The organism is Nonomuraea sp. NPDC049486, from assembly GCF_040676925.1.
Classification (GTDB): Bacteria; Actinomycetota; Actinomycetes; order Streptosporangiales; family Streptosporangiaceae; genus Nonomuraea; species Nonomuraea ferruginea.
Map to the genome: position 1 here is coordinate 236,660 of NZ_JBFAPV010000002.1, position 25,261 is coordinate 261,920.

At 71.3% G+C, this 25,261-nt stretch carries 26 protein-coding genes; 15 read left to right on the forward strand and 11 right to left on the reverse strand.

What is annotated here, in order from left to right; translation table 11 throughout:
• The first annotated feature begins 29 nt into the window (after positions 1-29).
• Positions 30-404 (forward strand): Rv2175c family DNA-binding protein, encoded by a 375-nt coding sequence (locus AB0K05_RS06025; RefSeq protein ID WP_148032747.1) that lies wholly within the window; start codon positions 30-32, stop codon positions 402-404.
• Positions 382-1,026: a thiamine phosphate synthase gene (thiE, locus tag AB0K05_RS06030; protein WP_148032746.1), complete on the forward strand. Its 645-nt coding sequence runs from the start codon at positions 382-384 to the stop codon at positions 1,024-1,026. Before AB0K05_RS06025 ends, thiE begins: the two co-directional genes overlap by 23 nt.
• A gap of 57 nt (positions 1,027-1,083) precedes the next feature.
• Here thiE and AB0K05_RS06035 read toward each other — a convergent pair whose 3' ends face one another.
• Complete coding sequence (locus tag AB0K05_RS06035) at positions 1,084-2,151, reverse strand: polyprenyl synthetase family protein (protein ID WP_219543373.1); 1,068 nt, start codon at positions 2,149-2,151, stop codon at positions 1,084-1,086.
• 85 nt (positions 2,152-2,236) lie between these two features.
• Between AB0K05_RS06035 and metF the strand changes: the two genes are divergently transcribed.
• The 3 genes from metF to AB0K05_RS06050 are packed head-to-tail and all read left to right on the forward strand — an operon-like array spanning position 2,237 to position 4,552.
• The gene (gene metF / locus AB0K05_RS06040; RefSeq protein ID WP_148032744.1) at positions 2,237-3,160 is read left to right on the forward strand and encodes a methylenetetrahydrofolate reductase [NAD(P)H]; all 924 of its coding nucleotides are present in this window, start codon (positions 2,237-2,239) and stop codon (positions 3,158-3,160) included.
• Positions 3,161-3,191: 31 nt separating this feature from the next.
• Entirely contained in the window at positions 3,192-3,794 is a 603-nt protein-coding gene (locus AB0K05_RS06045) for a disulfide bond formation protein DsbA (RefSeq protein WP_364227070.1), read from the forward strand.
• Positions 3,791-4,552, forward strand: coding sequence for a methyltransferase (locus AB0K05_RS06050; protein ID WP_364227073.1), 762 nt, complete (start codon positions 3,791-3,793; stop codon positions 4,550-4,552). The genes AB0K05_RS06045 and AB0K05_RS06050 overlap by 4 nt, the downstream gene beginning before the upstream one ends.
• Before the next feature lie 51 nt (positions 4,553-4,603).
• Here the strand turns inward: AB0K05_RS06050 and AB0K05_RS06055 are convergent, their stop codons facing one another.
• Both AB0K05_RS06055 and AB0K05_RS06060 read right to left on the reverse strand, forming a co-directional pair.
• Positions 4,604-5,167 (reverse strand): GNAT family N-acetyltransferase, encoded by a 564-nt coding sequence (locus AB0K05_RS06055; RefSeq protein ID WP_271275342.1) that lies wholly within the window; start codon positions 5,165-5,167, stop codon positions 4,604-4,606.
• A gap of 29 nt (positions 5,168-5,196) precedes the next feature.
• A complete protein-coding gene (locus AB0K05_RS06060; RefSeq protein ID WP_148032742.1) occupies positions 5,197-5,673 on the reverse strand; it encodes a YbaK/EbsC family protein in 477 nt (158 codons plus the stop codon).
• A 96-nt stretch (positions 5,674-5,769) separates the two neighbouring features.
• Between AB0K05_RS06060 and AB0K05_RS06065 the strand changes: the two genes are divergently transcribed.
• Entirely contained in the window at positions 5,770-6,561 is a 792-nt protein-coding gene (locus AB0K05_RS06065; protein ID WP_364227077.1) for a L,D-transpeptidase family protein, read from the forward strand.
• 18 nt (positions 6,562-6,579) lie between these two features.
• Here AB0K05_RS06065 and AB0K05_RS06070 read toward each other — a convergent pair whose 3' ends face one another.
• On the reverse strand, positions 6,580-7,182 hold the full coding sequence (locus AB0K05_RS06070; RefSeq protein ID WP_364227080.1) for a TetR/AcrR family transcriptional regulator: 603 nt from the start codon (positions 7,180-7,182) through the stop codon (positions 6,580-6,582).
• 85 nt (positions 7,183-7,267) lie between these two features.
• Between AB0K05_RS06070 and AB0K05_RS06075 the strand changes: the two genes are divergently transcribed.
• Both AB0K05_RS06075 and AB0K05_RS06080 read left to right on the forward strand, forming a co-directional pair.
• Positions 7,268-8,467, forward strand: a complete 1,200-nt coding sequence (locus AB0K05_RS06075) for a cytochrome P450 (protein WP_364227083.1) — start codon at positions 7,268-7,270, stop codon at positions 8,465-8,467.
• A 10-nt stretch (positions 8,468-8,477) separates the two neighbouring features.
• Positions 8,478-8,669 carry a (4Fe-4S)-binding protein gene (locus AB0K05_RS06080; protein ID WP_148032739.1) on the forward strand — a complete coding sequence of 64 codons (192 nt, stop codon included), beginning with the start codon at positions 8,478-8,480 and terminating at the stop codon, positions 8,667-8,669.
• Here the strand turns inward: AB0K05_RS06080 and AB0K05_RS06085 are convergent.
• A complete protein-coding gene (locus AB0K05_RS06085) occupies positions 8,656-9,381 on the reverse strand; it encodes a class I SAM-dependent methyltransferase (RefSeq protein ID WP_364227087.1) in 726 nt (241 codons plus the stop codon). The genes AB0K05_RS06080 and AB0K05_RS06085 overlap by 14 nt on opposite strands.
• A gap of 158 nt (positions 9,382-9,539) precedes the next feature.
• A complete protein-coding gene (locus AB0K05_RS06090) occupies positions 9,540-9,923 on the reverse strand; it encodes an SdpI family protein (RefSeq protein WP_271275336.1) in 384 nt (127 codons plus the stop codon).
• 874 nt (positions 9,924-10,797) lie between these two features.
• Here AB0K05_RS06090 and AB0K05_RS06095 point away from each other — a divergent pair.
• Both AB0K05_RS06095 and AB0K05_RS06100 read left to right on the forward strand, forming a co-directional pair.
• Entirely contained in the window at positions 10,798-11,244 is a 447-nt protein-coding gene (locus AB0K05_RS06095; protein ID WP_271275335.1) for an SAV_6107 family HEPN domain-containing protein, read from the forward strand.
• Between the two features lie 754 nt (positions 11,245-11,998).
• A complete protein-coding gene (locus tag AB0K05_RS06100) occupies positions 11,999-12,304 on the forward strand; it encodes a hypothetical protein (RefSeq protein ID WP_364227091.1) in 306 nt (101 codons plus the stop codon).
• A 282-nt stretch (positions 12,305-12,586) separates the two neighbouring features.
• Here the strand turns inward: AB0K05_RS06100 and AB0K05_RS06105 are convergent, their stop codons facing one another.
• The 5 genes from AB0K05_RS06105 to AB0K05_RS06125 all read right to left on the reverse strand — a co-directional run bounded on the left by AB0K05_RS06105 (position 12,587) and on the right by AB0K05_RS06125 (position 17,882).
• Positions 12,587-13,081 carry a transcriptional regulator gene (locus AB0K05_RS06105; protein ID WP_148032734.1) on the reverse strand — a complete coding sequence of 165 codons (495 nt, stop codon included), beginning with the start codon at positions 13,079-13,081 and terminating at the stop codon, positions 12,587-12,589.
• A gap of 325 nt (positions 13,082-13,406) precedes the next feature.
• Positions 13,407-14,273: a universal stress protein gene (locus tag AB0K05_RS06110; RefSeq protein ID WP_271275333.1), complete on the reverse strand. Its 867-nt coding sequence runs from the start codon at positions 14,271-14,273 to the stop codon at positions 13,407-13,409.
• Positions 14,274-15,695, reverse strand: coding sequence for an amino acid permease (locus AB0K05_RS06115; protein ID WP_219543383.1), 1,422 nt, complete (start codon positions 15,693-15,695; stop codon positions 14,274-14,276).
• 9 nt (positions 15,696-15,704) lie between these two features.
• Positions 15,705-16,640, reverse strand: a complete 936-nt coding sequence (gene arcC, locus AB0K05_RS06120; RefSeq protein WP_271275332.1) for a carbamate kinase — start codon at positions 16,638-16,640, stop codon at positions 15,705-15,707.
• A gap of 3 nt (positions 16,641-16,643) precedes the next feature.
• A complete protein-coding gene (locus tag AB0K05_RS06125; protein ID WP_148032730.1) occupies positions 16,644-17,882 on the reverse strand; it encodes an arginine deiminase in 1,239 nt (412 codons plus the stop codon).
• A gap of 149 nt (positions 17,883-18,031) precedes the next feature.
• On the opposite strand from AB0K05_RS06125, the gene pyrR reads away from it, so the two are divergent.
• The 5 genes from pyrR to carB all read left to right on the forward strand — a co-directional run bounded on the left by pyrR (position 18,032) and on the right by carB (position 25,225).
• Positions 18,032-18,577 carry a bifunctional pyr operon transcriptional regulator/uracil phosphoribosyltransferase PyrR gene (pyrR, locus tag AB0K05_RS06130; protein ID WP_148032729.1) on the forward strand — a complete coding sequence of 182 codons (546 nt, stop codon included), beginning with the start codon at positions 18,032-18,034 and terminating at the stop codon, positions 18,575-18,577.
• Positions 18,574-19,491 carry an aspartate carbamoyltransferase catalytic subunit gene (locus AB0K05_RS06135; RefSeq protein ID WP_148032728.1) on the forward strand — a complete coding sequence of 306 codons (918 nt, stop codon included), beginning with the start codon at positions 18,574-18,576 and terminating at the stop codon, positions 19,489-19,491. The genes pyrR and AB0K05_RS06135 overlap by 4 nt, the downstream gene beginning before the upstream one ends.
• 64 nt (positions 19,492-19,555) lie before the next feature.
• A complete protein-coding gene (locus tag AB0K05_RS06140; RefSeq protein ID WP_271275330.1) occupies positions 19,556-20,848 on the forward strand; it encodes a dihydroorotase in 1,293 nt (430 codons plus the stop codon).
• Complete coding sequence (gene carA / locus AB0K05_RS06145; protein WP_271275329.1) at positions 20,845-21,951, forward strand: glutamine-hydrolyzing carbamoyl-phosphate synthase small subunit; 1,107 nt, start codon at positions 20,845-20,847, stop codon at positions 21,949-21,951. Before AB0K05_RS06140 ends, carA begins: the two co-directional genes overlap by 4 nt.
• Positions 21,938-25,225 carry a carbamoyl-phosphate synthase large subunit gene (gene carB, locus AB0K05_RS06150; RefSeq protein ID WP_364227101.1) on the forward strand — a complete coding sequence of 1,096 codons (3,288 nt, stop codon included), beginning with the start codon at positions 21,938-21,940 and terminating at the stop codon, positions 25,223-25,225. Before carA ends, carB begins: the two co-directional genes overlap by 14 nt.
• Positions 25,226-25,261: the final 36 nt, after the last annotated feature.

Below are 25,261 nucleotides of genomic sequence, written 5' to 3' on the forward strand. Positions count from 1 at the left end.
CAAGCGCGGCATGTGGTAGTTGTGGTTTCGTGACGCTTTCTGTTGCACAGATCGACCGGGAGACCGATGCCCTCGTCGACGAGTGGCTCACTCTCCCCGAAGTGGCCGACCGCATGGGTCTCACCATGGGTCGCGCCAAGCAGCTCCTCAAGGACCACAAGCTCCTCGGCGTGCGCCGGGGCAGCGGCGGGCCACAGGTGCCCGCGGTGTTCCTCGACGGCCGAGATGTCATGAAGGGTTTGCCTGGCACACTCACCGTCCTGCAAGACGCGGGCTACGACGACGTCGAGTCGCTGCGCTGGCTCTTCACCCCCGACGACTCACTGCCAGGCTCGCCCGTCGAGGCGATCAGGGCGGGCCGCCACACCGAGGTCAAGCGACGTGCCCAGGCCCTCGCTTTCTGACGCCCGCCTCTACCTCTGCACCGACGGACGGCGCGAGCGCGGTGACCTCGCCGAGTTCCTCGACGTGGTGCTCGCCGGCGGCGTGGACATCGTCCAGCTCCGCGAGAAGGGGCTGGAGGCCCGCGAGGAGCTGGAGCTCCTTGAGGTGTTCCGCGACGCCTGCGACCGCCACGGCAAGCTGCTGGCGGTCAACGACCGGGCCGACATCGCCTACGCCGCCCGGCCCGACGTGCTCCACCTGGGGCAGGACGACCTTCCGGTGACGGTCGCGCGAGAGATGCTCGGCGACGACATCGTCATCGGCAGGTCCACCCACTCCGTCGCCGAGGCTTCCGCCGCGGCGGTGGAGGAGGGCGTCGACTACTACTGCTGCGGTCCGATCTGGCCCACACCCACCAAGCCCGGCCGTCACGCGCCCGGCCCGCCGCTGCTCCGGCACGCGGCGTCGCTCGGCGCGGATCGGCCGTGGTTCGGCATCGGCGGCATCGACCTGGCCAACCTGGACGAGGTCATGTCGTACGGGGTCAGGCGGGTCGTCGTGGTGCGCGCGATCACCGACGCCGAGGACCCGGGCGCGGCAGCGGCCGAGTTCGCCAAGCGCCTGACCGACGGCCCCGGCTGACCTCGGCCGACGCTCTCGCCGGGTCATGGCTGGCGTGTTCGGCCTGGACCGGGAGGCTCAGGTCTTGCGCGCGGTGGCGGCCACGGCCAGTTCGGACAGGGCTGTGCGGGCCTCGGCGATGATCGGCGCCTGCTCCAGCGAGGCCAGGGCCTCACCGAGGTAGTCGGCGATCATGTCTTCGCACTCCCGCAGCGCGCCCGTACCCTCGATGATGTCGCGGAGGGCGGCGACGCCGTCGCCGTCGAGCCCGGGGTCGCCGAGCAGGCGCCGGACGGTCGCCGCGCCGGCCGGGGAGGCGGCCGCGAGCGTGCGCGCCACGAGCATCGTCCGCTTGCCCTCGCGCAGGTCGTCGCCGGCGGGCTTGCCGGTCGTCGCCGGGTCGCCGAACACGCCGAGGATGTCGTCACGCAGCTGGAAGGCGATGCCCACGCGGGTGCCGTACGTGGTGCACAGCTCGTCCACCCACGGCACCCGCCCGCCGGCCGCCAGCACCAGGCCGAGCCTGAGCGGCTGCTCGACGGAGTACTTGCCGCTCTTGTAGAGGGCGACCCGCAGGGCCGAGTCGAAGGTGTTCTCGCCGTTCGCCTGCTCCAGCAGGTCGAGATACTGGCCGCACATCAGCTCGGTGCGCATGTGGTCGTGCACCGGCTGGGCCGCCGCCAGCGCCCGCGCGGGGAGCCCGCTGGTGCGCCACATCTCGCCCGACCAGATCAGCAGCAGGTTGCCCAGCAGGATCGCCGCGCCCTCGCCGAACTGCTCGGCCGACCCGTGCCAGGCCGACTTCTCGTGCAGCGCCTGGAAGCGGCGGTGCGCGGCCGGCATCCCGCGGCGCAGGTCGCTCTTGTCCATCACGTCGTCGTGCACCAGCGCGCTCGCCTGCAGCAGCTCCAGCGAGGCGGCGGCGGAGAAGACGCCGGGCTCGTCGCCGCCGCCCGCGGCCCGCCAGCCCCAGTAGCAGAAGGCGGGGCGCAGGCGCTTGCCCCCGGCCAGCAGGTCCTCCGCCGCGTCGCGGAGCGGCCGGAAGTCGGGCTCGCCGTCGGAAGGGAGGCGCCGTTCGACGAACTCCCTGAGGCGGAGGTCCACCTGGGATCGCAGGTCGTCCATGCTCGCGGCGTCAATGGTCATGCTCTGAAGACTAGTGGCCCAGCAGGGAAAGGCCAGCGACCAGGTTGGGGCGGGTCACGAGTGGGCCTGCGGGTACGCTTGGGCCATGGCGCTTGGTCAACCCTCCATCCTGCCCGGCCGTGTCCCCACCGTCCGCGAGTTGCTCGCCTCCGGTGGCCGGTCGTTCTCCTTCGAGTTCATGCCGCCGAAGACCGACGAGGGCCAGCGGCAGCTGTGGAAGGCGATCAGGGAGCTGGAGTCGCTGCGGCCGACGTTCGTCTCGGTGACCTACGGCGCCGGCGGCTCCAGCCGCGACCGCACGGTCGACATCGTCGAGCGGCTGGCCCACGGCACGACGCTGACCCCGGTCGCCCACTTCACCGCGGTCAACCACTCGACGCGCGAGCTGCGCCACCTGATCGGCCGCTTCGCCGACGCGGGCGTGCGCAACATCCTCGCCGTGCGCGGCGACCCGCCCGGCGACCCCACCGGCGAGTGGATCCCCCACCCCGAGGGCGTCCTGTACGCGGAAGACCTGGTCAGGCTGATCCGCCAGTCGGGCGACTTCTGCGTGGGCGTGGCCGCGTTCCCCTACAAGCACCCGCGCTCTCCGTCGATCGAGTCCGACACCGAGTACTTCGTGCGCAAGTGCCAGGCCGGCGCCGACTACGCGATCACGCAGATGTTCTTCCGCGCCGACGACTACCTGCGGCTGCGCGACCGGGTCGCGGCCCGCGGCTGCGACACGCCGATCATCCCGTGCGTCATGCCCGTCACGCAGATGAGCACGATCGCCCGGTCCGAGCAGTTGTCGGGCGCGCCGTTCCCTCCGGAGGTGGCCGCCCGGTTCGAGAAGGTCGCCGACGACCCGGCGGCGGTGCGCGCGCTCGGCATCGAGCACGGCGCCGAGCTGTGCCAGCGGCTGCTCGACGAGGGCGCGCCCGGCATCCACTTCATCACCTTCAACCGGTCGAGCGCCTCGCGGGAGGTGTTCCAGCGGCTGCGGCACGCACCGGCCCTGACCGTCTGACGCGCGGGCGCGACGGGTGTTGACTGGGAGCGTGATCGCCGACTTCTGGTTCGACCCGTCCTGCCCGTACACCTGGCTGACCTCGCGGTGGCTCCTGGAGGTGACCGGGGTCCGCCCGGTCGAGGTGCGCTGGCACGTGCTCAGCCTCGCCGTGCTCAACGAGGGCCGCGACGACGATCCCGAAGGTGACCCCGAGGGCTACCTGTGGGTGCCGGCGCGGATCGCGGCCGTGGTGGCCGACCGCTACGGCCAGGAGGCGCTCGGCCGCTTCTACACCGCGCTGTGGACCACCGGCGGCGCCGACCAGGACTGGATCGGCGACCTGCGCACGGCGCTGACCTCCGCGGGCCTGCCCGCCGACCTGGCCGAGGCCGGGCTCACCGGCGAGCACGACCATCTGGTACGGGCCTCCCACGCCGAGGGCATGGCGCTCATCGGCGGCGAGGCCGGCACCCCCGTGGTCGCGGTCAGCGGGGCCGGCCAGGACCGGGTGGTGTTCTTCGGCCCGGTCATCTCGCGGGTGCCGGAGGGCGAGCAGGCCGGGCGGCTGTGGGACGGCACGCTCCTGGTCACCGGCACCCCGCACTTCCACGAGCTGAAGGGCCTGCCCCACGAGGAGCCCGCCACCCCATGACCTACGAGCCGACGCTCCCGCCGGAGCACGTCGAGCGCATCCGCCGCTGGCACGAGCGGGCGTACGCGGCCGCCAGGGCCGAGGCGGGCGACGACGGGCGGACCTTCCACCATCTCGGCCTGACCCTGCACGTGCCCCCGGACGTCCAGCCGATCGCCGGCATGTCGCACCCGCTCGGCGAGGCGGTCCTGGCCGAGGCGCGCGACGGCGACCGGGTGCTCGACATGGGCACCGGCTGCGGGGTCAACGCCATCCTGGCCGCCTCGCGGTCTCGCGACGTGGTCGCGGTGGACGTCAACCCGCACGCCGTCGAGGCGGCCCGGGGCAACGCCGCGCGCAACGGCGTGGCGGACCGGGTCACGGTGCTGGAGAGCGACGTGTTCGCCGCCGTCGAGGGAGACTTCGACCTGATCGTCTTCGACCCGCCGTTCCGCTGGTTCGCGCCCCGCGACCTGCTGGAGAGGGCCACGACCGACACGGGCTATGCCGCGCTGACGAGGTTCTTCCGTGACGTGCGGGGATACCTGCGGCCGGGCGGGCGGGTGCTGCTGTTCTTCGGCACCACCGGAGACCTGCCGTACGTGCGGCGGCTGGTCGGCGAGTCGGGGTTCGCCGCCGCGGAGGTGAGCCGGAAGGAGCTCGTCAGGGACGGCTGGCGGGTGGAGTACGTGACCTTCCGGCTGACTCGGGACGCCACCCGCCCGCAGGGGGACCGAGCGGGTGGCGTCGGGGATGGGTGTGCGGAAGGTAGCGGGTGAGTAACTTTCCGTAAAGGTGATGCCCTCCGTAATGACCCGCAAAACCTCAGGTCATGACCCGGTCAGAGGGAGTCGCCTGCCGACGATGGCGTACTCCTCGAACCCTCCGGGGAAGACGAACCGGGACAGCAGGTCCATGAACCCCATGGACGCGTAGAGGTGGCGGGCGATCGTCGGCCGGTCGTGGGTGGAGAGCACGGCCGTGCGTTCCGCCCGGCCCGCGCACAGGGTGGTGATCATGGCGCGGCCGATGCCCTTGCGCTGGAAGTCGGGATGCACGTGGATCTCGGCCAGCTCGAACGCGTGGCCCAGCCACGCGTCGGCCGCGTCGACGCCGGCCTGGTCGGCCAGCGCGCGGTGGACGACGTCGTGCCACCACTGGCCGGGCGCGCCGCGGAAGCCGTACGCGAAGCCGACGATCTTCGGCCCTTCCGGAGCATCACGCCATTCGGCGAAATAGCACTGGAAAAATGGATATGTCCCGTGATTGCGCATGATGGCGGTACGACCGGCGATCTGTTCCTCCGGCGTGCGCATGGCGGCGGTGTAGATGTCGATCACCGTGTCCAGCCGTTCGGTGAACTCGGCAGGTCCCGCGCCGCGAAACTCGATCACCGTCGCACCCTATTCCCTGCCGTCCGCGGTCATTCCACATCCACGGGCGTGCCGCCGGTGATTCGCAGGAGCTCGTCGAACGTGGTCGGGAAGACGGTGTGCGGATGGCCGCCGGCGGCCCACACCACGTCGTGCTTCTGCAGCCAGGTGTCGACCAGCGTGCGCACCGGCGCCGGATGGCCCACCGGGGCGACCCCGCCGATCGGCTGCCCGGTCGCCTCTCTGACGAACTCCGGCGTCGCCCGCCGTACCTTCGAGACTCCCGCCGTACGGGCGACGAGCTCCACGTCGACCCGGTGCGCGCCGCTGGTCAGCACCAGCAGCGGCGCCCCGTCCGCGTCGAAGATCAGGCTGTTGGCGATGGCGCCGACCTCGCAACCAAGCTGCGCGGCGGCCGTGGCCGCGGTGGGCGCCTTCTCGGGCAGCACCACGATCTCGCCGGTCGCACCCAGGCTCCGGAGGGCGTTTTCCACTCTTACCGCGTTGGCGGGCAACTTCTCGGGCATGCGGACACTCTAAACAGATTGACTCCCGCATTACCCCGTTGAGCGGTGGTGTAGGGTCCTTTGATTCGCTTGTTACCTGCTTGAGAGGTGATACCGGTGAGGGCTCGACGGCTTCCGGGAGTGCTCGCCCTCCTCACCGCCGGGGCGGTCGCGCTCGCCGGTTGCGGAGTGGCACCCGCCGAGACGGCGTCCCACTCGATCACCGCCGCCGCGGGCCGGCTCGCCGAGCCTCCCCCGCCCGTGACCGCGCCGGACAAGAAGCTGAAGCTGGGCGCCAAGGGCAAGGCGGTCGTCTGGCTGCAGAAGCGGCTGCGCGAGCTCGGCTACCGGCCGGGCAAGGCCGACGGGCGCTACGGCGGCACCACGCTGGGCGCCGTGTGGGCGTTCCAGAAGGTCAACGGCATCAAGCCGACCAGCACCATCGGCAAGGCCACCTGGCGGGCGCTGGAGCAGCCCAGGACCCCCAAGGTCCTGGCCCGGAACGGCAAGCGGACCCGCGCCGAGGTCAACCTGAGCACGCAGATCATGACCCTGTACGTCGGCGGCGAGCTGAAGCTGATCAGCCACATGTCGTCCGGCAGCGGCGTGCCCTACTGCGAGACCACCGTGTGGCAGGGCAAGGAGCAGCGCTTCTGCGGCTCGGCCACGACGCCCACGGGCACGTACAAGACCACCTGGCGGCGCGACGGCTGGCACAAGTCCTACCTCGGCGAGCTCTACAACCCGATCTTCTTCAACGGCGGCATCGCCTTCCACGGCGCGCTCTCGGTGCCGTTGTATCCTGCCTCCCACGGCTGCGTGCGGCTGCCGATGAACGTGGCGGAGGAACTGCCCGGCCTGCTGGGCACCGGGGTCCCGGTCCACGTGCGGGGGAAGTTCAGGCGGTGACCGCGCCGGCCCGCCGGCTCACACGTTCGACAGCCCGCGCATCGAGATCTCCGCAGCGGCCGTGATGGCCTCCCACACCCGTTCCTGCGAGTCGCCCCTGGTCAGGCTCATCACGGCGGTCAGCTTGACCGCGCCGACCAGCGAACCCACCATCGCGGCCGCCTCCAGCGCGCCGAGCTCGCCCTCGTAGGCCCGCTCCACCGCCTCGGCGAGCTGGAGCTGCTGCTCGAACAGCACATGCAGGGCGCGTGCCTGCAGCGAGGGCACGGTCAGCATGAGCTCCATGCGGGCCGCGGCCTCCGCCAGGTCGAAGTTGCCGGGGTCGACGGCCCATTCCAGGCTCGCCCGGATCACCCGCACCAGCAGCTCGGCCACCGGCTCGCCGGGCCGGCGCCCGGCCACCAGGTCGAGGACGTAGCGCATCCGCTCCGGGCCGTCATAGAAGATCACGTCTTCCTTGCTGGCGAAGTAGCTGAAGAAGGTGCGCGCCGACACCTCGGCCCCGGCGGCGATCTCGGCGATCGTCGTCTCCTCGAACCCCTTCTCCTGGAACGACCGGAGCGCGGCGGTCACCAGCGCCCGGCGCGTGCGCTGCTTCTTGCGCTCCCGTAGCCCGGTCATGCACGAAAGGATACCTCTGCTGCACACATTGCAAAATTGCATTCAATGAGGTTTTCTTGGTGGCGTCCTGGAGAAGGAGGCAGCCATGACCGACCTGACCCTGACCACGCGGCGGGAACGCCCGTTCGACCCGCCCGAGACGTACGCGAGGCTGCGCGAGCGCGGCGACGTGCACCGGATGAGGTACGCCGACGGCCACGAGGGCTGGCTCGTGACCGGCTACGCGGCCGCCCGCGCGGTGCTGGCCGACCAGCGCTTCAGCAACCGGCCCGAGCTGGCGCACCCGCCCCTCGCGTCGCGCGCCGACCTCGCCGAGGAGATCCGCTCGCAGGAGTTCGAGGTCCCGCCCGGGTTCTTCCTGCGCACCGACGCGCCCGAGCACACCCGCTACCGCAAACTGCTCACCGGGCAGTTCACCGTACGCAGGATGAAGCAGCTCGAAGCCAGGATCGAGGAGATCACCGAGGCCCGGCTTGACGAGATGGAAGCCGCGGGCGGGCCGGTCGACCTCGTCGACGCCTTCGCGCTGCCGATCCCCTCACTGGTCATCTGCGAACTGCTCGGCGTCCCGTACGAGGAGCGCGCCGCCTTCCAGGAGGACACCAAGATCCTGGTGAGCCTGGACGCGCGGGCCTCCGACGCCCTCGCGGCCATCGGCCGCGTCTTCACCTACCTGTACGGGCTCGTCTCGCGCAAGCGTGAGCACCCGGGGGAGGACCTGCTCAGCGGCCTCATCGAAGGCGGCGAGCTGACCGACGACGAGCTCACCGGCGTCGCGTTCCTGCTCCTGGTCGCCGGGCACGAGACCACCGCCAACATGCTCGGTCTCGGCACGTACGCGCTGCTCGCCGACCCCGCCCAGCTCGCCGCGCTGCGCGACGACCCGTCGCTGATCGGCAACGCCGTCGAGGAGCTGATGCGCCACCTCACGATCATCCACGTCGGCCCGGTCAGGACCGCCCTGGAAGACGTCGAGATCGACGGCCACCTCATCAGGAAGGGCGAGTCGGTCACCCTCCACCTGCCGGTGATCAACCGCGACCCGTCCCGGTTCCCCGGCGGCGACCGGCTCGACGTCACCCGGCCCGCGACCGGCCACCTCGGCTTCGGCCACGGCATCCACCAGTGCCTCGGCCAGCAGCTCGCCCGCGCGGAGATGCGGATAGGGTTCGCGGCCCTGCTGCGCCGCTTCCCCGGCCTGCGGCTCGCAGTGCCGGCCGACGAGGTGCCGCTCAGGGCGGACATGGCCATCTACGGCGTGCACCGGCTGCCCGTCACCTGGTAAGCAGGGATTCATGAAGATAGAAGCCGACACGAACGTGTGCATCGGTGCGGGCATGTGCGCGCTCACCGTGCCAGAGGTTTTCGATCAGAGCGAGGAGGACGGGACGGTCGTGCTCCTGCAGCCCGTGCCGCCCGCCGAGCTGGAGGAGGGGGCTCGGCGAGCCGTGACGCTGTGTCCTTCGGGCGCGCTCAAGGCTGTCTGAGAGCGTAGACGCGGGTCGTGCCGAACACGCCGTCGCCCGTCCCGCGCCGGACCGTCCGCACGTGGCGGAAACGGCCCGTGCCGAGCAGGTAGGCCTCCTCGACGGGGTTGAAGTAGACGACGGTGACGGGGCGCGGGCTGCGGTCGGCGGAGGCGATCAGCCGGTCCACGGCGGCGGCGAAGATCCGCCCGCGGAACGGGTTGTTCAGGAACACCACGCTGACGTCGTCCGGGATGTCGTACTCCAGCACGTCCGAGTGCACGAACTCGACGCCGCCGGCACGCAGCCGCAGCCGCGTGCCGGCCAGGTTGGACCGCGCGATCTCCGTCAGCTCGGGCGACAGCTCCACCCCGATCACCCGTCCGAACGGGTAGCGGCTGGCGGCCTCCAGCGCCATCCGGCCCTTGCCCGCGCCGAGATCGAGGAACACGTCGTGCTCGCTCACGTCGCTCACGGGCAGCGCCCGGCGCAGCGTGCCCCAGTGGGCGGGGGAGTAGTAGACCCGTTCCGGGTGATCGAGACCGAACTCGCTCAGGTCGGCGAAATCCGCCGTGTTCACCCCGTACCGGCCGTCGTACACCAGCCGCGCCAGCTTCTGCCGCAGGCCCCGCAGGACGACCGGGCCGCCCACGTGCAGGACGTCTTCGCCCAGCGGCAGTTGCGCCTCCCACGCGAACCCGACGGCGGCGGCCGCCCCGGCGACCAACGCCACGGGCCGCGCCACCCACCCGAACGACCCACCGCCCTCCCGCGTTCCGGCCTCGACGGTCTTCTGTCGTCCGCGACCGCCTTGCGCCTGGCCGAGGCGGCGTTCTGAGGGGCCGGGGAGTCGTTGTGGGAGGAGTGCCGGGGCTGTGCCGGCTCGGCCGCTCATGCGGGCCGGCCTGCGAGTTCGCGGTTCACGCGTGCGGCCACGCGGTGAGCGCGCCAGCCGATCAGGCCCAGCCCGCCTATGAGCAACCCGGCCTGCGCCAGGATCGTGGCCACCTGGACACCCTCCGGCAGCCCGACCGCCAGCTCGGCGGCGGCTGACACCACCAGCACCCCCGCCATGGCCGCGGCCAGCATGCGCATCGGGACCTTGGCCCAGGTGTGCGCCGCGTCCCATGCCTCGCGTGAGGCGAGCGTCTCCCGAGTGCGCAACCCGGCCAGGCCGTTGCGGCTGTCGACGGCACCGGATTCGTCATGGAACGGGATGAGGAGGAGCGCCAGGGCGGGAGCGGTGAGGATGGCGTTGATCAGGATGGGCCCCATCCCGCCATCGTAACCATGACCCGCGATCTCGGGAACGCCGCCGGAGCGGGCTCTCTCCACTCGCGGAACGCTGCCGGACTGGGCTCTCTCTGCTCGCGAAACGGCGCTGAGCCAGCTCCTCCCGCTCGGAAGCACCACCCCATCCACCCCCGCACACCTGCCTGAACATCCCGCCGTCTCCGTAGTGCGCAAGGCCCCGCCATCTCCGTAGTGCAGGTCTCGAAGTTTCCCTTGAGAACGCCCTGTGGCATGTCGTCTCCCCAGAGGCGCTCGTGACAGCGTCGGCACTCCCTGGAGCACGTCGTCTCCCCGGGGACGCTCATAAGAGCGTCAGCTCCCTGAGAGGGGTGTCCTGTGGTGCACCATCTCCTCAGAGCGCTCATGACGGCCTGGGCTCTCCTGAGAGTGCCCGTGGTATGCCGTCCGCGTCCGGGGGCTGCTCTTGGGGACGGCGGCGGGTCGGAAACCCCGGATTCGCCGGAGGTGCGGGGGTTCAGGGGCGTTCGCGAGTGAGGTGAGCGGCGTTGCAGCCCGCCGGTGACACCGTCATGGTCATCGAACCTGTGTTCGTGGAAGCAGTTGACACCGCGCGTGATCGAAATTATGTTCGACCATGTGACGTGAGGCTCGCGGCTCACGTCGGAAGGACCTGGTCGCGGGCCATGCGCTCCCCCAGCGCGGACCCGCGGTCAGGCTCCGAGGGCGAAGGGCGCGTCCTCGTCGTCGGCGGAGACGAGTGGGCGCGTCCTGGCCGGACGGGGAGAGGGGAAGCTCCTCGTCCGGCCGGCCCGGCGGAAATGTCGGTGGGGTCTGCGATCGTTGACCTCAACGGCGGACACGCCGGGAGTCGCCACGACTCTAGGAGGCGAACGACATGGCACCACGGCCCAGAGAAACGCCCGGGCCCCGGCTATCGCCTGCGGTTCGGGCTCACCTGACGGATTCACGTTCCTGCCTGGCGGAGGCGGCGACGGCTCGCTCCCCGGCATCGCGCTACGTGTCGGCCCACCTGGCCGCCCTGCGCGCCGCCGCGGCGATCCTGGCCGCCCGCCCGCAGCCCACCCAGGGTCGCAGACGCCGCCTGCGCAGCGCATGGGAGCTGCTGCCCGAGACCGAGCCGTCGCTCGCCGACTGGGCGGCCTACTTCGCGGCCAGCGCGGCCAAGCGGGCCGCCGCCGAGGCCGGCCTGGTGCGCGGCGTCAGCGCCACGGACGCCGACGAGCTCCTGGCGGAGGCCGAGACCTTCGTCTGCACGGTCGAGGACATCCTGGGCGTCCCTGCCCAGCCCCAGCTCCCCGTGGACGTGCCCCTGGCGGGTTGACATCCCACCCACCCCCTACGAGCGCCCCGGTCTCCCTGCCGTCCACGCCCTCGCATGAGGAGACGTAACGGGGCCAGGCGCCGGCCGTTCCGGCGGTCACCGCGCCGGTGGGATGTCCGCCGCTCTTTCCGGCACGTTGCTCGCCTTGCCGAGCAGCAGCCGGCCTGCTGTGGGTCCCGAGCCCGCAGTCCTGCGTCCCGCAGACGCCCGCAGTCCTGCGTCCCGCAGACGCCCGTTGAGCTGGAACGCCCCGGGGCCCTGCGCTGCGCACGCGAGCTGCTCGATACACCCGATGGCGGCGAAACCCGCCTCCTCCGCCGTCCGGACGACCCGGCGCATCCCGTAAGGGCGGACGAGGGCGGTCGTAGCGCGCGGGTTGAGGAGGTAGCGCCTGTCAGGCTGCCCGCGAACTGCGCACGTGAGCTGACGCCTGCCGTCTGCCCGCGATCCGCGCACGCGAGCTGACGCCTGCCGACGCCCGTGAGCCGACGCCCGTGAGGCGTCCCCGCGTCGCGACGCTCGTGGGTCGACGCTTGAGCCCGGGACGGGCAAGCCCGATGAAGACACCCCAGATGGGCGGCTCCTGCCAGGCGCTCGCCGAGGTCATAGGCATGTGGTGCCTCATTCTGCTCTGCGCCGGCGCCGAGCCGATGTCGCGGCGAAGCTGTGACGAGGGCGGCCCTGGTTGCCGTGTCGGCTTCGAAAGGGGAGCCGCGCCGCCGGAAGCGTCGGCGGTCATGAGCAGGGAGACAGTATGGGAAAGCGCAGAGCCGGGTTCGCCACCGCTGCGGCGGCCACCGTCCTGGTGGCCCGAGCGGTGTTCCCGGGCGCCGCGTCGGCGGCGGAGCCCGTCGTGTGCACGTACAAGATCACTGCTGGTCACTGGTTCGTGGACCTGGGCAGGAACAAGGTCCGCTGGGCCGTGAAGGGCCAGTTGGAGTCCGGCTATCGGTACAACACCCGCTACTTCGGGTCGGTGCTGTACCGCGCCATGAGGATGAGCCCGGTGTGGGGAGAGGCGGCCAAGATGTCGCTGCAGGCGGGCTCCTGCCGTGAGTAGCGGCACTTCTCCCGTCTCGCGCCCGGTGGCGATGGCCCGGCGCCGTGACCGCCGGAGGGTCGCGTTTCCCGCGCCCCGCACGGGAGCACGAGGTTGACAGGCGAGTGAAGGGCGCCGGGGACTAAACACGAGGTTTGTTGGATTATCGAGAACCCACTGAGGGAATGGCGGCGGACCGCTTTTTGGGCCCGGCGAAATGTCTGTTGTGCGGGGCTTTGTCAGAAAACAAGCAAGGGGCACGCCCGGATGGGCGCGCCCCTTGCCGCGGCTGTGGGAGCCGGGTCAGAACGTCTCGACCGCCCGGCGGGCCTCGGCGTCGAGGACGCCCCAGCTGATCAGCTCCTCGGTGAGCTCACTCGGCGACTTGTCATAGATCACGGCCAGAGAGCGCAGATCCTCCTGGCGGATCGACAGCACCTTGCCGTTGTAGTCACCCCGCTGGCTCTGGATCGTGGCGGCGTATCGGGCCAGCGCCCCCGCCTTCTCCTTGGGCAGCGTGGCCAGCCTCTCCAGGTCGATCACAAGCTTGGGCGTCGGCCCGAGCGGGCTCGGCGCGGCACCGCCGGGCAGCAGCTCGGAGACGGGCACCCCGTAGAAGTCGGCAAGCTCGGCAAGCTTCTGCACCGTGACCGCACGGTCGCCGCGCTCGTACGAGCCCACGACCACGGCCTTCCACCTGCCACGCGACTTCTCCTCGACTCCATGCAGGGACAGGCCCTGCTGGGTGCGGATCGCGCGGAGTCGTGCACCAAGCGACTTTGCGTACTCAGACGGCATCGTGTGGCCCCCCGGCTCCTCGTATCTATAGCTCTCAGTAGATTGTGCTCCCTTGCGGCGAATGCCGTTGCCACCGGGGGTCCGATGCCGCTCGGGCACCAATCGGTAGCGATGGCCCTGGGTTCACCCCAGGACGCCGCGCAGGTGCTGGTTACGCACAGTGACGGTAAAGGGGTCGACGCCTAAGGTCAAGCTGATTGGAAAAAAGATGCCGAATCCGGTCCAGCATGGAACGCCTCATTAGCCCCTTCTGTCCCCGTAGTAACTGTACTTCGTCATAGTTTGCCGAGTAACCACAGCGGTTTCGGCACCGGGGGCGAAGAAGTCAGGCCTGGCGTGTCAGAACCAGGACGGGACAGGTCGCCGCCCGTACGATCTTGATGCTGGTGTCGCCCAGGAACACCCGCCTGAGCGGCCCGGTGCCGCTGGAGGCGCAGATGATCAGCTCGCCCCGCTCCCAGGTGCCCGCCCGCATGGCCGCGGCGACGCTCCGGCCCTCGAACACCTCCACGTCAACCCGGGTGCGCAGCCTCTGTCCGCGGGCGGCGGCGGTCAGGTCGGCCATGGCCTGGTCGCGCATCCCCGTCAGCATCTCCTCGCCCAGCGGGTGCCGGCGGTGAGCCGCCTCGACCAGGGTGACCAGCCGCAGCGGCAGGTCCAGCGCGGCCGCGATCCCGGCCGCCCCCTTGACCGCCGCGTCGGCGCAGCGGCCGCGCCGGTAGGCGAGGGTCAGCCGGGTCAGCTCGGCGGGCGGGTCCTCGGCGTACCCGCGCGGGGCCAGCAGCACGGGCACCGGAGAGGAGTGCAGAAGCTGGTCGGCGGTGCTGCCCAGCGAGATGCGACCCCGCGGGCCGCGCGGCGCCGAGCCGATCACCACCACGTCCGCGCCGCGCTTGCGGGCCAGCTCCACCAGGCCGCGCCCGCTGCCCCGGTGGGTGTAGGCGACCAGGCCCGCTTCGTCGCCGGCGAGCTCGGCCGCCTGCGCCAGCGTGGCCTCGGCCTGCTCCTGGAGGAACGCCGCCCACGCGGTCGCCTCCGCCCGGGCGGGCCCCGGCGTGCTCCACGCGGGCGGCTTCACGAACGCCACCTCCAGGCGGGCGCCGGCCTGCCGGGCCAGCAGTACGGCCACCGCCAGGCCGTCGCGGCCACGAGGCTCGGGGACGAACCCGCTCAGCACATTCTCGATCTTCATCTAGGGCACCTCGGCGTTCAGCCGCGAGTGGCGGTAGCCGTACAGGAAATAGCAGAGCAGCCCGGCCAGCATCCACAGCCCGAACGCGACCCAGGTGACGCCGGCCAGCCCGCCCATCACCAGGAAGCAGAACACCACCCCCAGCGCCGGGGTGACGGGGAAGAACGGCGTGCGGAAGCCGCGCGGCAGGCCGGGGCTGCGGTAGCGGAGCACCAGCACGCCCGCGTTCACGATCGCGAACGCGAACAGCGTGCCGATGCTGGTCGCCTCCACGAGATGGCCGAGCGGCAGAAGCCCGGCCAGCACGCAGACGAAGGCGGTGACGATGAGAGTGTTGGCCGCCGGCACCTGCCGCCTGGGGCTCACCCGCTGGAACACGCGCGGGACGAGCCCGTCGCGTGACATGGCGAACAGGATGCGCGTCTGCCCGTACATGACCGTGAGCACCACGCTGGCGATGGCGATGACCGCGCCGAAGGAGATGATCAGGCCCGCCCAGGTCGAGCCGGTGGCCAGGTCGGCGATGAGCGACAGGCTGGCCTCGGTGCCCTCGGGGTTGAAGTCGGTCCACGGCATCGCGCCGATCGCGGCCACGGCCACCAGCACGTAGACGACGGTCACGATGACCAGCGACAGCACGATGGCCAGGGGCAGGTCGCGCCTGGGGTTCCTGGCCTCCTCGCCGGCCGTCGAGGCGGCGTCGAAGCCGATGTAGGAGAAGAACACCTGCGAGGCCGCCGCCGTGATGCCGGCCACGCCCATCGGCGCGAACGGCGCGAAGTTCCCCGCGCTGAAGCCGGTGAACGCCACCAGGCAGAAGAACAGCAGCACCGCTATCTTGATCAGCACGAACACCACGTTCGCCGCCGCGCTCTCGGAGGCCCCGCGCAGCAGCACCCAGGTGGCCAGCACCACGATGAGGATGGCGGTGAGGTTGACCACGCCGCCGTCCTGGCCGGGTGACCGGGTGATCGCGTCGGGCAGCGTCCAGCCGGCCAGGCTCCGCAGGAACGCGTTGAGATACTCGCCCCAGCCGACCGCCACGGCCGCCACCGAGACCGCGTACTCCAGCATCAGGCACCACCCGCACACCCAGGCGACCAGTTCGCCCAGCGTCGCGTACGCGTAGGAGTAGGACGACCCGGACACCGGGATGGTCCCGGCGAGCTCCGCGTACGAGAGCGCGGAGAACAGCGCGGTGATCGCGGCCAGCACGAACGCCAGGACCACCGACGGGCCCGCCTTGGGCACGGCCTCGCCCAGGATGACGAAGATGCCGGTGCCGAGGGTGGCGCCGACGCTGAACAGCGTCAGCTGCCACAGCCCCATCGTGCGGCGCAGCTCGCCGCCCTCGCCGCGGCCGCTCTCGGCGACGAGCCGCTCGGTGGGCTTGGTCCTGAAGAGCCGTCGCACGACCGCCATGACTGCCTCCTAGAGCGTGCCGGTCCGCGGCCAGCGCGCGTTGGGCGTCACGATCGTGCCGGCGTCGCCGGCCAGGATCCGCTCAGCCTGGTCGAGCCGGCCGATGGCGGCCATGTCGCCGGTGTGCTCCACGAACCGGCAGGCCGCCTCCACCTTGGGGCCCATCGACCCGGCCGGCAGGTCCAGCGCGCGCAGCTCGTGCGGGGTGGTGTGCGCGATCCCGGACTCGCGCGGGGTGCCGAAGTCGCGCATCACGCGGGGCACGTCGGTCAAGCTCAGGAACGCGTCGCACTCCAGCGCCTCGGCCAGGAGCGACGCGGTCAGGTCCTTGTCGACGACCGCCTCGACGCCGGTGAGCCGGCCGCGCTCGTCGCGGATCACCGGGACGCCGCCGCCGCCCGCGCAGACCACCACCACGCCCTCGCGCGCCATCCGGCGGATCAGCCGGGTCTCCACGACCCGCCGCGGGGTGGGGGAGGGGACCACCCGCCGCCAGTGCTCCCCGTCGGGCTTGACCGTCCAGCCGTGCTCGCGGGCCAGCTTCTCGGCCTCGTCCCGCTCGTACACCTGCCCGACGAACTTGGCGGGGTCGCGGAAGGCCGGGTCGACGGCCGACACGAGCGTCTGCGTGACCATGGCGATGACCTGCCGGCCGGGCAGCGCGTTCTGCAGGGCCTGCAGGATCCAGTAGCCGATCATGCCCTGGGTCTGCGCGACCAGCGTGTCGAACGGGTAGGGCCGGCTCAGGCCGGGGTCGGCGGCGCTCTGCAGGGCCAGCATGCCGACCTGGGGGCCGTTGCCGTGGGTGATGATCAGCTCGTGCCCGGCCGCGAGCCCGGCCAGCGTCCTGATCGAGGAGTTCACCTCGGCGATCTGCGTATCGGCGTCGGGCCGCCGGCCCCGCCGCAGGACCGCGTTGCCTCCCAGCGCGACGATGACCCGCACGGCTCAGATCCCGTCCCGTTCGAGGGGGCAGCTCATGCAGCGCGGGCCGCCTCGGCCACGCCCCAGCTCGCTCCCGCGGATGGTGATCACCTCGACGCCGTTCTGGCGCAGGTGGTTGTTCGTGGTGGTGTTGCGCTCGTACGCGATCACCACGCCGGGCTCGACGGCCAGCACGTTGCAGCCGTCGTCCCACTGCTCCCGCTCGGCGGCGTAGACGTCCTGGGTGGCGGTGAGCACCTTGATGTCGTCGAGGTCCAGGGCGCGGGCGATGGCCCGGTGCATGTCGCGCGGCGGGTGGTCGGTGACCTTCAGCTCCTTCTCGGTGTCGCCGGGCTCGATCGTGTAGGAGGGCAGCATGCCGAGGCCCGCGTACTTGGTGAACACGCCGACGTCCACCATCGTCATCACCGTGTCCAGGTGCATGAACGCGCGGGTGCGGGGCATACGCAGCGCCACGATCCGGCTCGCCGAGCCCGTCCGGAACAGCCGCCTGGCCAGCATCTCGACCGTCTGCGGCTGGGTGCGCTCGCTCATCCCGACCAGCACCGCGCCGCGCCCGATCACCAGCACGTCGCCGCCCTCGATCGTGGCCGGCGCGATCGCCTGCCCCGGCAGCCAGACCCGGAAGCCGCCCGGCCGGTCGAAGCCGGAGGCGAACATCGGGTGGAAGGCGTAGACCGCCTCCATGTGCACGGTCTCGCGCATCCGGGCCTTCTTGCGCATCGCGTTGACCGACACCCCGTCGTACACCCAGCAGGACGGGTCGCGGGTGAACAGGTGGTTGGGCAGCGGCGGCAGCACGAAGTCGTCGTCGTCGAGCGAGTGGTAGGCCACCGACGTGGGGTCGCAGTCGCGTTCGAGCAGGTCCCGCTTGGTGATGCCGCCGGTCAGGAACAGCTGCAGGGTGGCCGCGTCCATCGCGTCCAGCGTGTTGCGCACGTCGTCGACCGCCAGCGGGCCGAGGAAGCGCTCGTCCACGGTCTTGTCCAGGATGTGGCGGCGCGCCTCGGGGATCTCGACCGTCTCCCTGATCAGCTCGTCCAGCAGATGGACCCGCACGCCCCGCTCGCGCAGCACCCGCTGGAACTCCTCGTGCTCCTCCACCGCCCGCTGCACCCACAGCACCTCGTCGAACAGGAACGCTTCCTTGTTGGAAGGCGTGAGCCGCTTCAGCGCGAGGTCGGGCCGGTGCAGCAGCACCTGCCGGAGGGCGCCCACCTCGGAGTCCACATGGAAGGTCATTGTGTCTCTATCCCCAGGCTCGTCCCGGGATCACCTCGATAGGCGGGGTGGGGCGTCCCGTTCCGGCAGGTGGCGCCTGGTACTGTGTGTCGCGACCAACACCCTTTAAGACCCGTCCAGTGAGGCGGGAAAGGTGGTGAGATTCCGGCATGTCCGAATCCAGGGCCGTTCTCGAGGGCCCGGACATCCATCGGGCGCTGACCCGCATCGCCCATGAGATCCTCGAACGCACCAAAGGCGCCGACGAAGTCGTCCTGATCGGCGTCCCCACCCGCGGCGTGACCCTCGCCCGCCGGCTCGGGGAGCGCATCGAGCAGTTCGAAGGGGTCAAGATCCCCGTCGGCTCGATCGACATCACGATGCACCGTGACGACCTGCGCCAGGGCCCCGCCCGGCCGCTCGGCCGCACCGATCTCCCGCCCGACGGCGTCGACGGCAAGATCGTGGTGCTCGTCGACGACGTCCTCTACTCCGGCCGCACCGTCCGCGCCGCGCTCGACGCGCTCAGCGAGTTCGGGCGCCCGGCCGCCGTCCAGCTCGCCATCCTGGTCGACCGCGGCCACCGCGAGCTGCCCATCCGCGCCGACTACGTCGGCAAGAACCTTCCCACGGCCAAGAGCGAGAAGGTGAAGGTGTCCCTGCGGGAGACCGACGGGCGCGACGCCGTGATCCTCAGGAAGGGGGACGCCAGGTGAACCGCGACCTCATCTCCGCCGGCGACCTCACCCGTGACGACGCGCTGCTCATCCTCGACACCGCCGAGGAGCTGGCGAGGGTCTCGGAACGTTCCATCAAGAAGCTGCCCACGCTGCGCGGCCGCACGGTCGTCAACCTGTTCTTCGAGGACTCGACCCGGACCCGCATCTCCTTCGAGGCGGCGGCGAAGCGGCTGTCCGCCGATGTGATCAACTTCTCCGCCAAAGGGTCCAGCGTCTCCAAAGGAGAGTCGCTCAAGGACACCGCGCTCACCCTGGAGGCGATGGGCGCCGACGCCGTCGTGATCCGCCACGCGGCCTCCGGAGCCCCGCACCGGCTGGCCACCTGGGTCCACGGCAGCGTGGTCAACGCCGGCGACGGCACCCACGAGCACCCCACCCAGGCGCTGCTCGACGCCTTCTCGATGCGCCGCCGCCTGGGCGGCCTCGACGGGCGCAAGATCGCCATCGTGGGCGACGTGCTCCACAGCCGGGTCGCCCGCTCCAACGTGCTGCTGCTGCACACCCTCGGCGCCGAGGTCACGCTGGTGGCGCCGCCCACCCTGCTGCCCGTCGCGGTCGACATCTGGCCGTGCGCGGTCTCGTACGACCTCGACGCCGTGCTGCCCAAGTCCGACGCGGTCATGATGCTGCGGGTGCAGAAGGAGCGGATGAACGCCTCCTACTTCCCGAGCGAGCGCGAATACTCCCGCCGCTACGGCCTCGACCGCGACCGGTTCGCCAAGATGCCCGACGACGCCATCGTGATGCACCCCGGCCCGATGAACCGGGGCATGGAGATCGCCGCCGAGGTGGCCGACTCCCCGCGCTCGACCATCGTCGAGCAGGTCGCCAACGGGGTGACCATCCGCATGGCCGTGCTCTATCTGCTACTCGGGGGAGACACAGCGTGAGTGAGCGAAGCGAGCGAACAAATAGGCACAGCATCATCATGATCGTCGTGCCGACGAAGGAGGCATGATGATCATCCGAAACCTACGCATCCTGGGTGGTGAGCCGGTCGACGTCCGCGTCGGCGACGGCGTCATCGCCGAGGTCGGCGCGGGCCTGACCGGCGAGGGAGAGGAGATCGACGGCGGCGGCGCGATCGCCCTGCCCGGCCTCGTCGACCTGCACACCCACCTGCGCGAGCCCGGCCGCGAGGACGCCGAGACCGTCGAGACCGGCACCCGTTCCGCCGCCCGCGGCGGCTACACCGCGGTGCACGCCATGGCCAACACCTCCCCGGTCGCCGACACGGCCGGCGTGGTCGAGCAGGTGTGGCGGCTCGGCCACGAGCACGGCCACTGCGACGTGCAGCCCGTCGGCGCCGTCACCCTCGGGCTGGAGGGCCGCCAGCTCGCCGAGCTGGGCGCGATGGCCGACTCCGCGGCCCGCGTCCGCGTCTTCTCCGACGACGGCAAGTGCGTCTCCGACGCGGTGCTCATGCGCCGCGCCCTGGAGTACGTCAAGGCGTTCGACGGAGTCGTCGCCCAGCACGCCCAGGAGCCCAGGCTCACCGAGGGCGCGCAGATGAACGAGGGCGTCGTCTCCGGCCGGCTCGGCCTCACCGGCTGGCCCGCCGTCGCCGAGGAGGCGATCATCGCCCGCGACTGCCTGCTGGCCGCGCACGTCGGCTCCCGCCTGCACGTCTGCCACGTCTCCACCGCCGGGTCGGTCGAGATCCTGCGCTGGGCCAAGTCCAAGGGCTGGGACGTCACCGCCGAGGTGACCCCCCACCACCTCCTGCTCACCGACGAGCTGGTCGAGGACTCGCCGGTCGGCGCCTACAACCCCATCTACAAGGTCAACCCGCCGCTGCGCACCCGCGCCGACGTCGAGGCGCTGCGCGAGGCCCTCGCCGACGGCACGATCGACGTCGTCGCCACCGACCACGCCCCCCACCCGGTGGAGGACAAGGAGAGCGAGTGGTCGGCCGCCGCCATGGGCATGATCGGCCTGGAGACCGCGCTCAGCGTGGTGCAGGAGACCATGGTCGACACCGGCCTGCTCGACTGGCCCGGCGTCGCCGAGCGCATGTCGTACGCTCCCGCCCGCATCGGCCGGCTGACCGGCCACGGCCACCCGATCGAGGCCGGCGCCCCCGCCAACCTCACCCTCTACGACCCCTCCCACCGCAGCCCGGTGGACCCGTCGTCCTTCGCCTCCAGGAGCCGCAACACCCCCTACACCGGGCTGACCCTGCCCGGGCGGGTGGTGGCGACGTTCCTGCGCGGCAAGCCCACCGTCCTCGAAGGGAAGCTGGTGTGACCAGAGCCGTGCTCGTACTGGAGGACGGTCGCGTCTTCCACGGAACCTCTTACGGCGCCGAAGGCGAGACGTTCGGCGAGATGGTCTTCAACACCGGCATGACCGGCTACCAGGAGACGCTCACCGACCCGTCCTACCACCGCCAGATCGTCGCCATGACCGCCCCGCACATCGGCAACACCGGCGTCAACGACGAGGACCCGGAGTCCGGCCGCGTCTGGGTCGCCGGTTACGTCGTGCGCGAGCCGTCCCGGGTGGTGTCCAACTGGCGGGCCACCCGTTCGCTCGGCGACTACCTGAAGGACCAGGGCGTCGTCGGCATCGCCATCCCCGGCACCCGCGCGCTCACCCGCCACCTGCGCGAGCGCGGCGCCATGCGGGCCGGCATCTTCTCCCGCCCGGCGAGGCCGGTCGAGGAACTGGTCGAGCGGGTGCGCACGGCGCCTTCGATGGTGGGCGCCGACCTGACCGGCGAGGTCGCCACCACCGAGCCGTACGTCGTGCCCGCGATCGGGCCGAAGCTCTACACCGTGGCAGCGATCGACCTCGGCATGAAGGCCATGACCCCGCAGCGGATGGCCGAGCGCGGCTGCGAGGTGCACGTGCTGCCCGCCACCGCCACCTTCGACGACATGATGGCCGTCCGCCCCGACGGCGTGTTCTTCTCCAACGGCCCAGGCGACCCGGCGACCGCCGACGTGAGCGCGCTGCGGAAGGTGCTGGAGGCGAAGGTCCCGTTCTTCGGCATCTGCTTCGGCAACCAGCTCTTCGGCCGGGCGCTCGGCCTGTCCACCTACAAGCTGCGCTACGGCCACCGCGGCGTCAACCAGCCGGTCCAGGACGTCCGCACCGGCAAGGTGGAGATCTCCTCCCACAACCACGGGTTCGCCGTCGAGGCGCCGCTCGGCGGGCCGTTCGAGACCCCCTACGGGCTCGCCGAGGTCAGCCACGTCAACCTCAACGACCGCTGCGTGGAAGGACTGCGCCTGCTCGACGGGCGCGCCTTCAGCGTCCAGTACCACCCCGAGGCCGCCGCCGGGCCCCACGACGCCGCTTACCTGTTCGACGAGTTCTGCGAGGTCATGAACCGTGCCCAAGCGTGACGACATCAGGTCCGTGCTGGTGATCGGCTCCGGGCCGATCGTGATCGGGCAGGCGTGCGAGTTCGACTACTCGGGCACCCAGGCCTGCCGCGTGCTGCGGGCCGAGGGCTTCCGGGTGATCCTGGTCAACAGCAACCCGGCCACGATCATGACCGACCCCGAGTTCGCCGACGCCACCTACGTCGAGCCGATCACCCCCGAGTTCGTCGAGAAGATCATCTCCAAGGAGCGGCCCGACGCGCTGCTGCCCACCCTCGGCGGCCAGACCGCGCTCAACACCGCGGTCGCGCTGCACGAGGCGGGCGTCCTGGAGCGCTACGGGGTCGAGCTGATCGGCGCCGACTTCGACGCCATCCAGGCGGGCGAGAACCGCGAGCGGTTCAAGGAGATCGTCGCCAAGGTCGCCGCCGAGCGCGGCCTGAACGCCGAGTCGGCCCGCTCGGTCATCTGCCACACCATGGACGAGGTGCTGGCCGGAGCCGGAGAGCTGGGCTACCCGCTGGTCGTGCGGCCGTCGTTCACCATGGGCGGCGCCGGGTCCGGGTTCGCCTACGACGAGGCCGGCCTGCGGCGCATCGCCGGGGCCGGGCTCGACGCCTCCCCGACCACCGAGGTGCTCCTGGAGGAGTCCATCCTCGGCTGGAAGGAGTACGAACTGGAGGTGATGCGCGACAAGAACGACAACGTGGTCATCGTGTGCTCCATCGAGAACATCGACCCGATGGGCGTCCACACCGGAGACAGCGTCACCGTCGCGCCCGCGCTCACCCTCACCGACCGCGAATACCAGAACATGCGCGACGTGGCCATCGCGGTCATCCGCGAGGTCGGCGTCGACACCGGCGGCTGCAACATCCAGTTCGCGGTCGACCCGCGCACCGGCCGGATGATCGTCATCGAGATGAACCCGCGCGTGTCGCGCTCCTCGGCGCTGGCCTCCAAGGCGACCGGCTTCCCGATCGCGAAGATCGCCGCCAAGCTGGCCATCGGCTACACGCTCGACGAGATCCCCAACGACATCACCAAGGAGACCCCGGCCTCCTTCGAGCCCACCCTCGACTACATCGTGGTCAAGGTCCCCCGGTTCGCGTTCGAGAAGTTCAGCGGCGCCGACCGCACCCTCACCACCCACATGAAGTCGGTGGGCGAGGCCATGGCCATCGGCCGCTCCTTCACCGAGGCGCTGCAGAAGGCGCTGCGCTCGCTGGAGAAGAAGGACTCCTCCTTCTCCTGGACCGGCGACCCCGGCGCCAAGGACGAGCTGCTGGCCGCCGCCGGCACCCCGCACGACGGCCGGCTGCGCACCGTGCAGCAGGCCATCCGGGCCGGCGCCACGGCGGAGGAGCTCTACGAGTCCACCGGCATCGACCCGTGGTTCCTCGACCAGCTCTACCAGCTCGACGAGCAGGCCCGCGCCGTCGCCGGCGCGCCCGAGCTGACCGCCGACGTGCTGGCCACGGCCAAGAGCCACGGCTTCAGCGACGCCCAGATCGCCGAGATCCGGGGCATCGACGAGGCCCGCGTCCGCGACCTGCGCCACGCGCTCGGCCTGCGGCCCGTCTACAACACCGTCGACACCTGCGCCGCCGAGTTCGCCGCCAAGACGCCCTACCTCTACTCCACCTACGACGAGGAGAGCGAGGTCCCGACCGGCACCCGGCAGAAGGTGATCATCCTCGGCTCCGGGCCCAACCGCATCGGCCAGGGCATCGAGTTCGACTACGCGTGCGTGCACGCCTCCTTCGAGCTGTCCAGGGCCGGGTTCGAGACCGTCATGGTCAACTGCAACCCGGAGACCGTCTCCACCGACTACGACACCTCCGACCGGCTCTACTTCGAGCCGCTCACCCTGGAGGACGTCCTGGAGGTGGTGCACGCCGAGCAGCAGACCGGCCCCGTCGCCGGCGTCATCGTGCAGCTCGGCGGGCAGACGCCGCTCGGCCTGGCCCAGGCGCTCAAGGACGCCGGCGTGCCCGTCGTCGGCACCTCGCCCGAGTCCATCCACCTGGCCGAGGAGCGCGGCGCGTTCGGGCGGGTGCTGGCCGAGGCCGGGCTGCCCGCGCCCAGGCACGGCGTCGCCACCACCGTCGCCGGGGCCGTCGAGGTCGCCGCCGACATCGGCTACCCGGTGCTCGTGCGTCCCTCGTACGTGCTCGGCGGCGCCGGCATGGCCATCGTGTACGACGACGAGACGCTCACCCGCTACATGGCCGCCCAGGAGGGCGGCCACCCGGTGCTCGTCGACAAGTTCCTGGACGAGGCCGTCGAGATCGACGTCGACGCCCTCTACGACGGCGAGGAGCTCTACCTCGGCGGCGTGATGGAGCACATCGAGGAGGCCGGCATCCACTCCGGCGACTCGGCGTGCGCGCTGCCGCCCATCACGCTGGGCAGCGCCGACATCAAGCGCATCCGCACCGCCACCGAGTCCATCGCCCGCGGCGTCGGCGTGCGGGGCCTGCTCAACGTCCAGTACGCGATCTCGGCCGGGGTGCTGTACGTGCTGGAGGCCAACCCGCGCGCCAGCCGCACCGTCCCGTTCGTGTCGAAGGCGACCGCGGTGCCGCTGGCCAAGGCGGCGGCCCGGATCATGCTCGGCGCCACGCTGCGCGAGCTGCGCGCCGAGGGCATGCTCCCGGCCGGGGGCGACGGCGGCACGCTCCCCCTGGACGCGTCCATCGCGGTCAAGGAGGCGGTGCTGCCGTTCAACCGGTTCCACGGCGTCGACATCGTGCTCGGGCCCGAGATGCGCTCCACCGGCGAGGTCATGGGCATCGACGCGTTCTTCGGCGTGGCCTTCGCCAAGTCCCAGGCGGCCGCCTACGGCGAACTCCCGACGAAGGGACGCGCGTTCGTATCCGTGGCCAACAGGGACAAGCGTGCCATGATCTTCCCTGTGAGGGCGCTGGCCGACCTCGGTTTCGAGATCCTCGCCACCGAGGGCACCGCCGAGGTGCTGCGCCGCAACGGCGTCCATGCCAAGATCGTGCGCAAGCACGGCGAGGGGACCGGTCCAGGAGGTGAACCCACCAGCGTGCAGGCCATCCTCGACGGGGAGATCGACCTGATCGTCAACACCCCGTTCGACAGTCCCGGCCAGGCCGGGTCGCGGCTCGACGGCTACGAGATCCGCACGGCCGCCGTGCTGCGCGGCATCCCGTGCATCACCACGGTGGCGGGGCTCGCCGCCGCCGCGGCCGGCATCCAGGCCATCGTGCGGGGCGACGTCGGCGTACGGTCCCTCCAGGAGCACGCGAAGGCACTACGGGGCTGACACCCCCGGGAGGTGAAGCAGACTGGCCGGCACTCC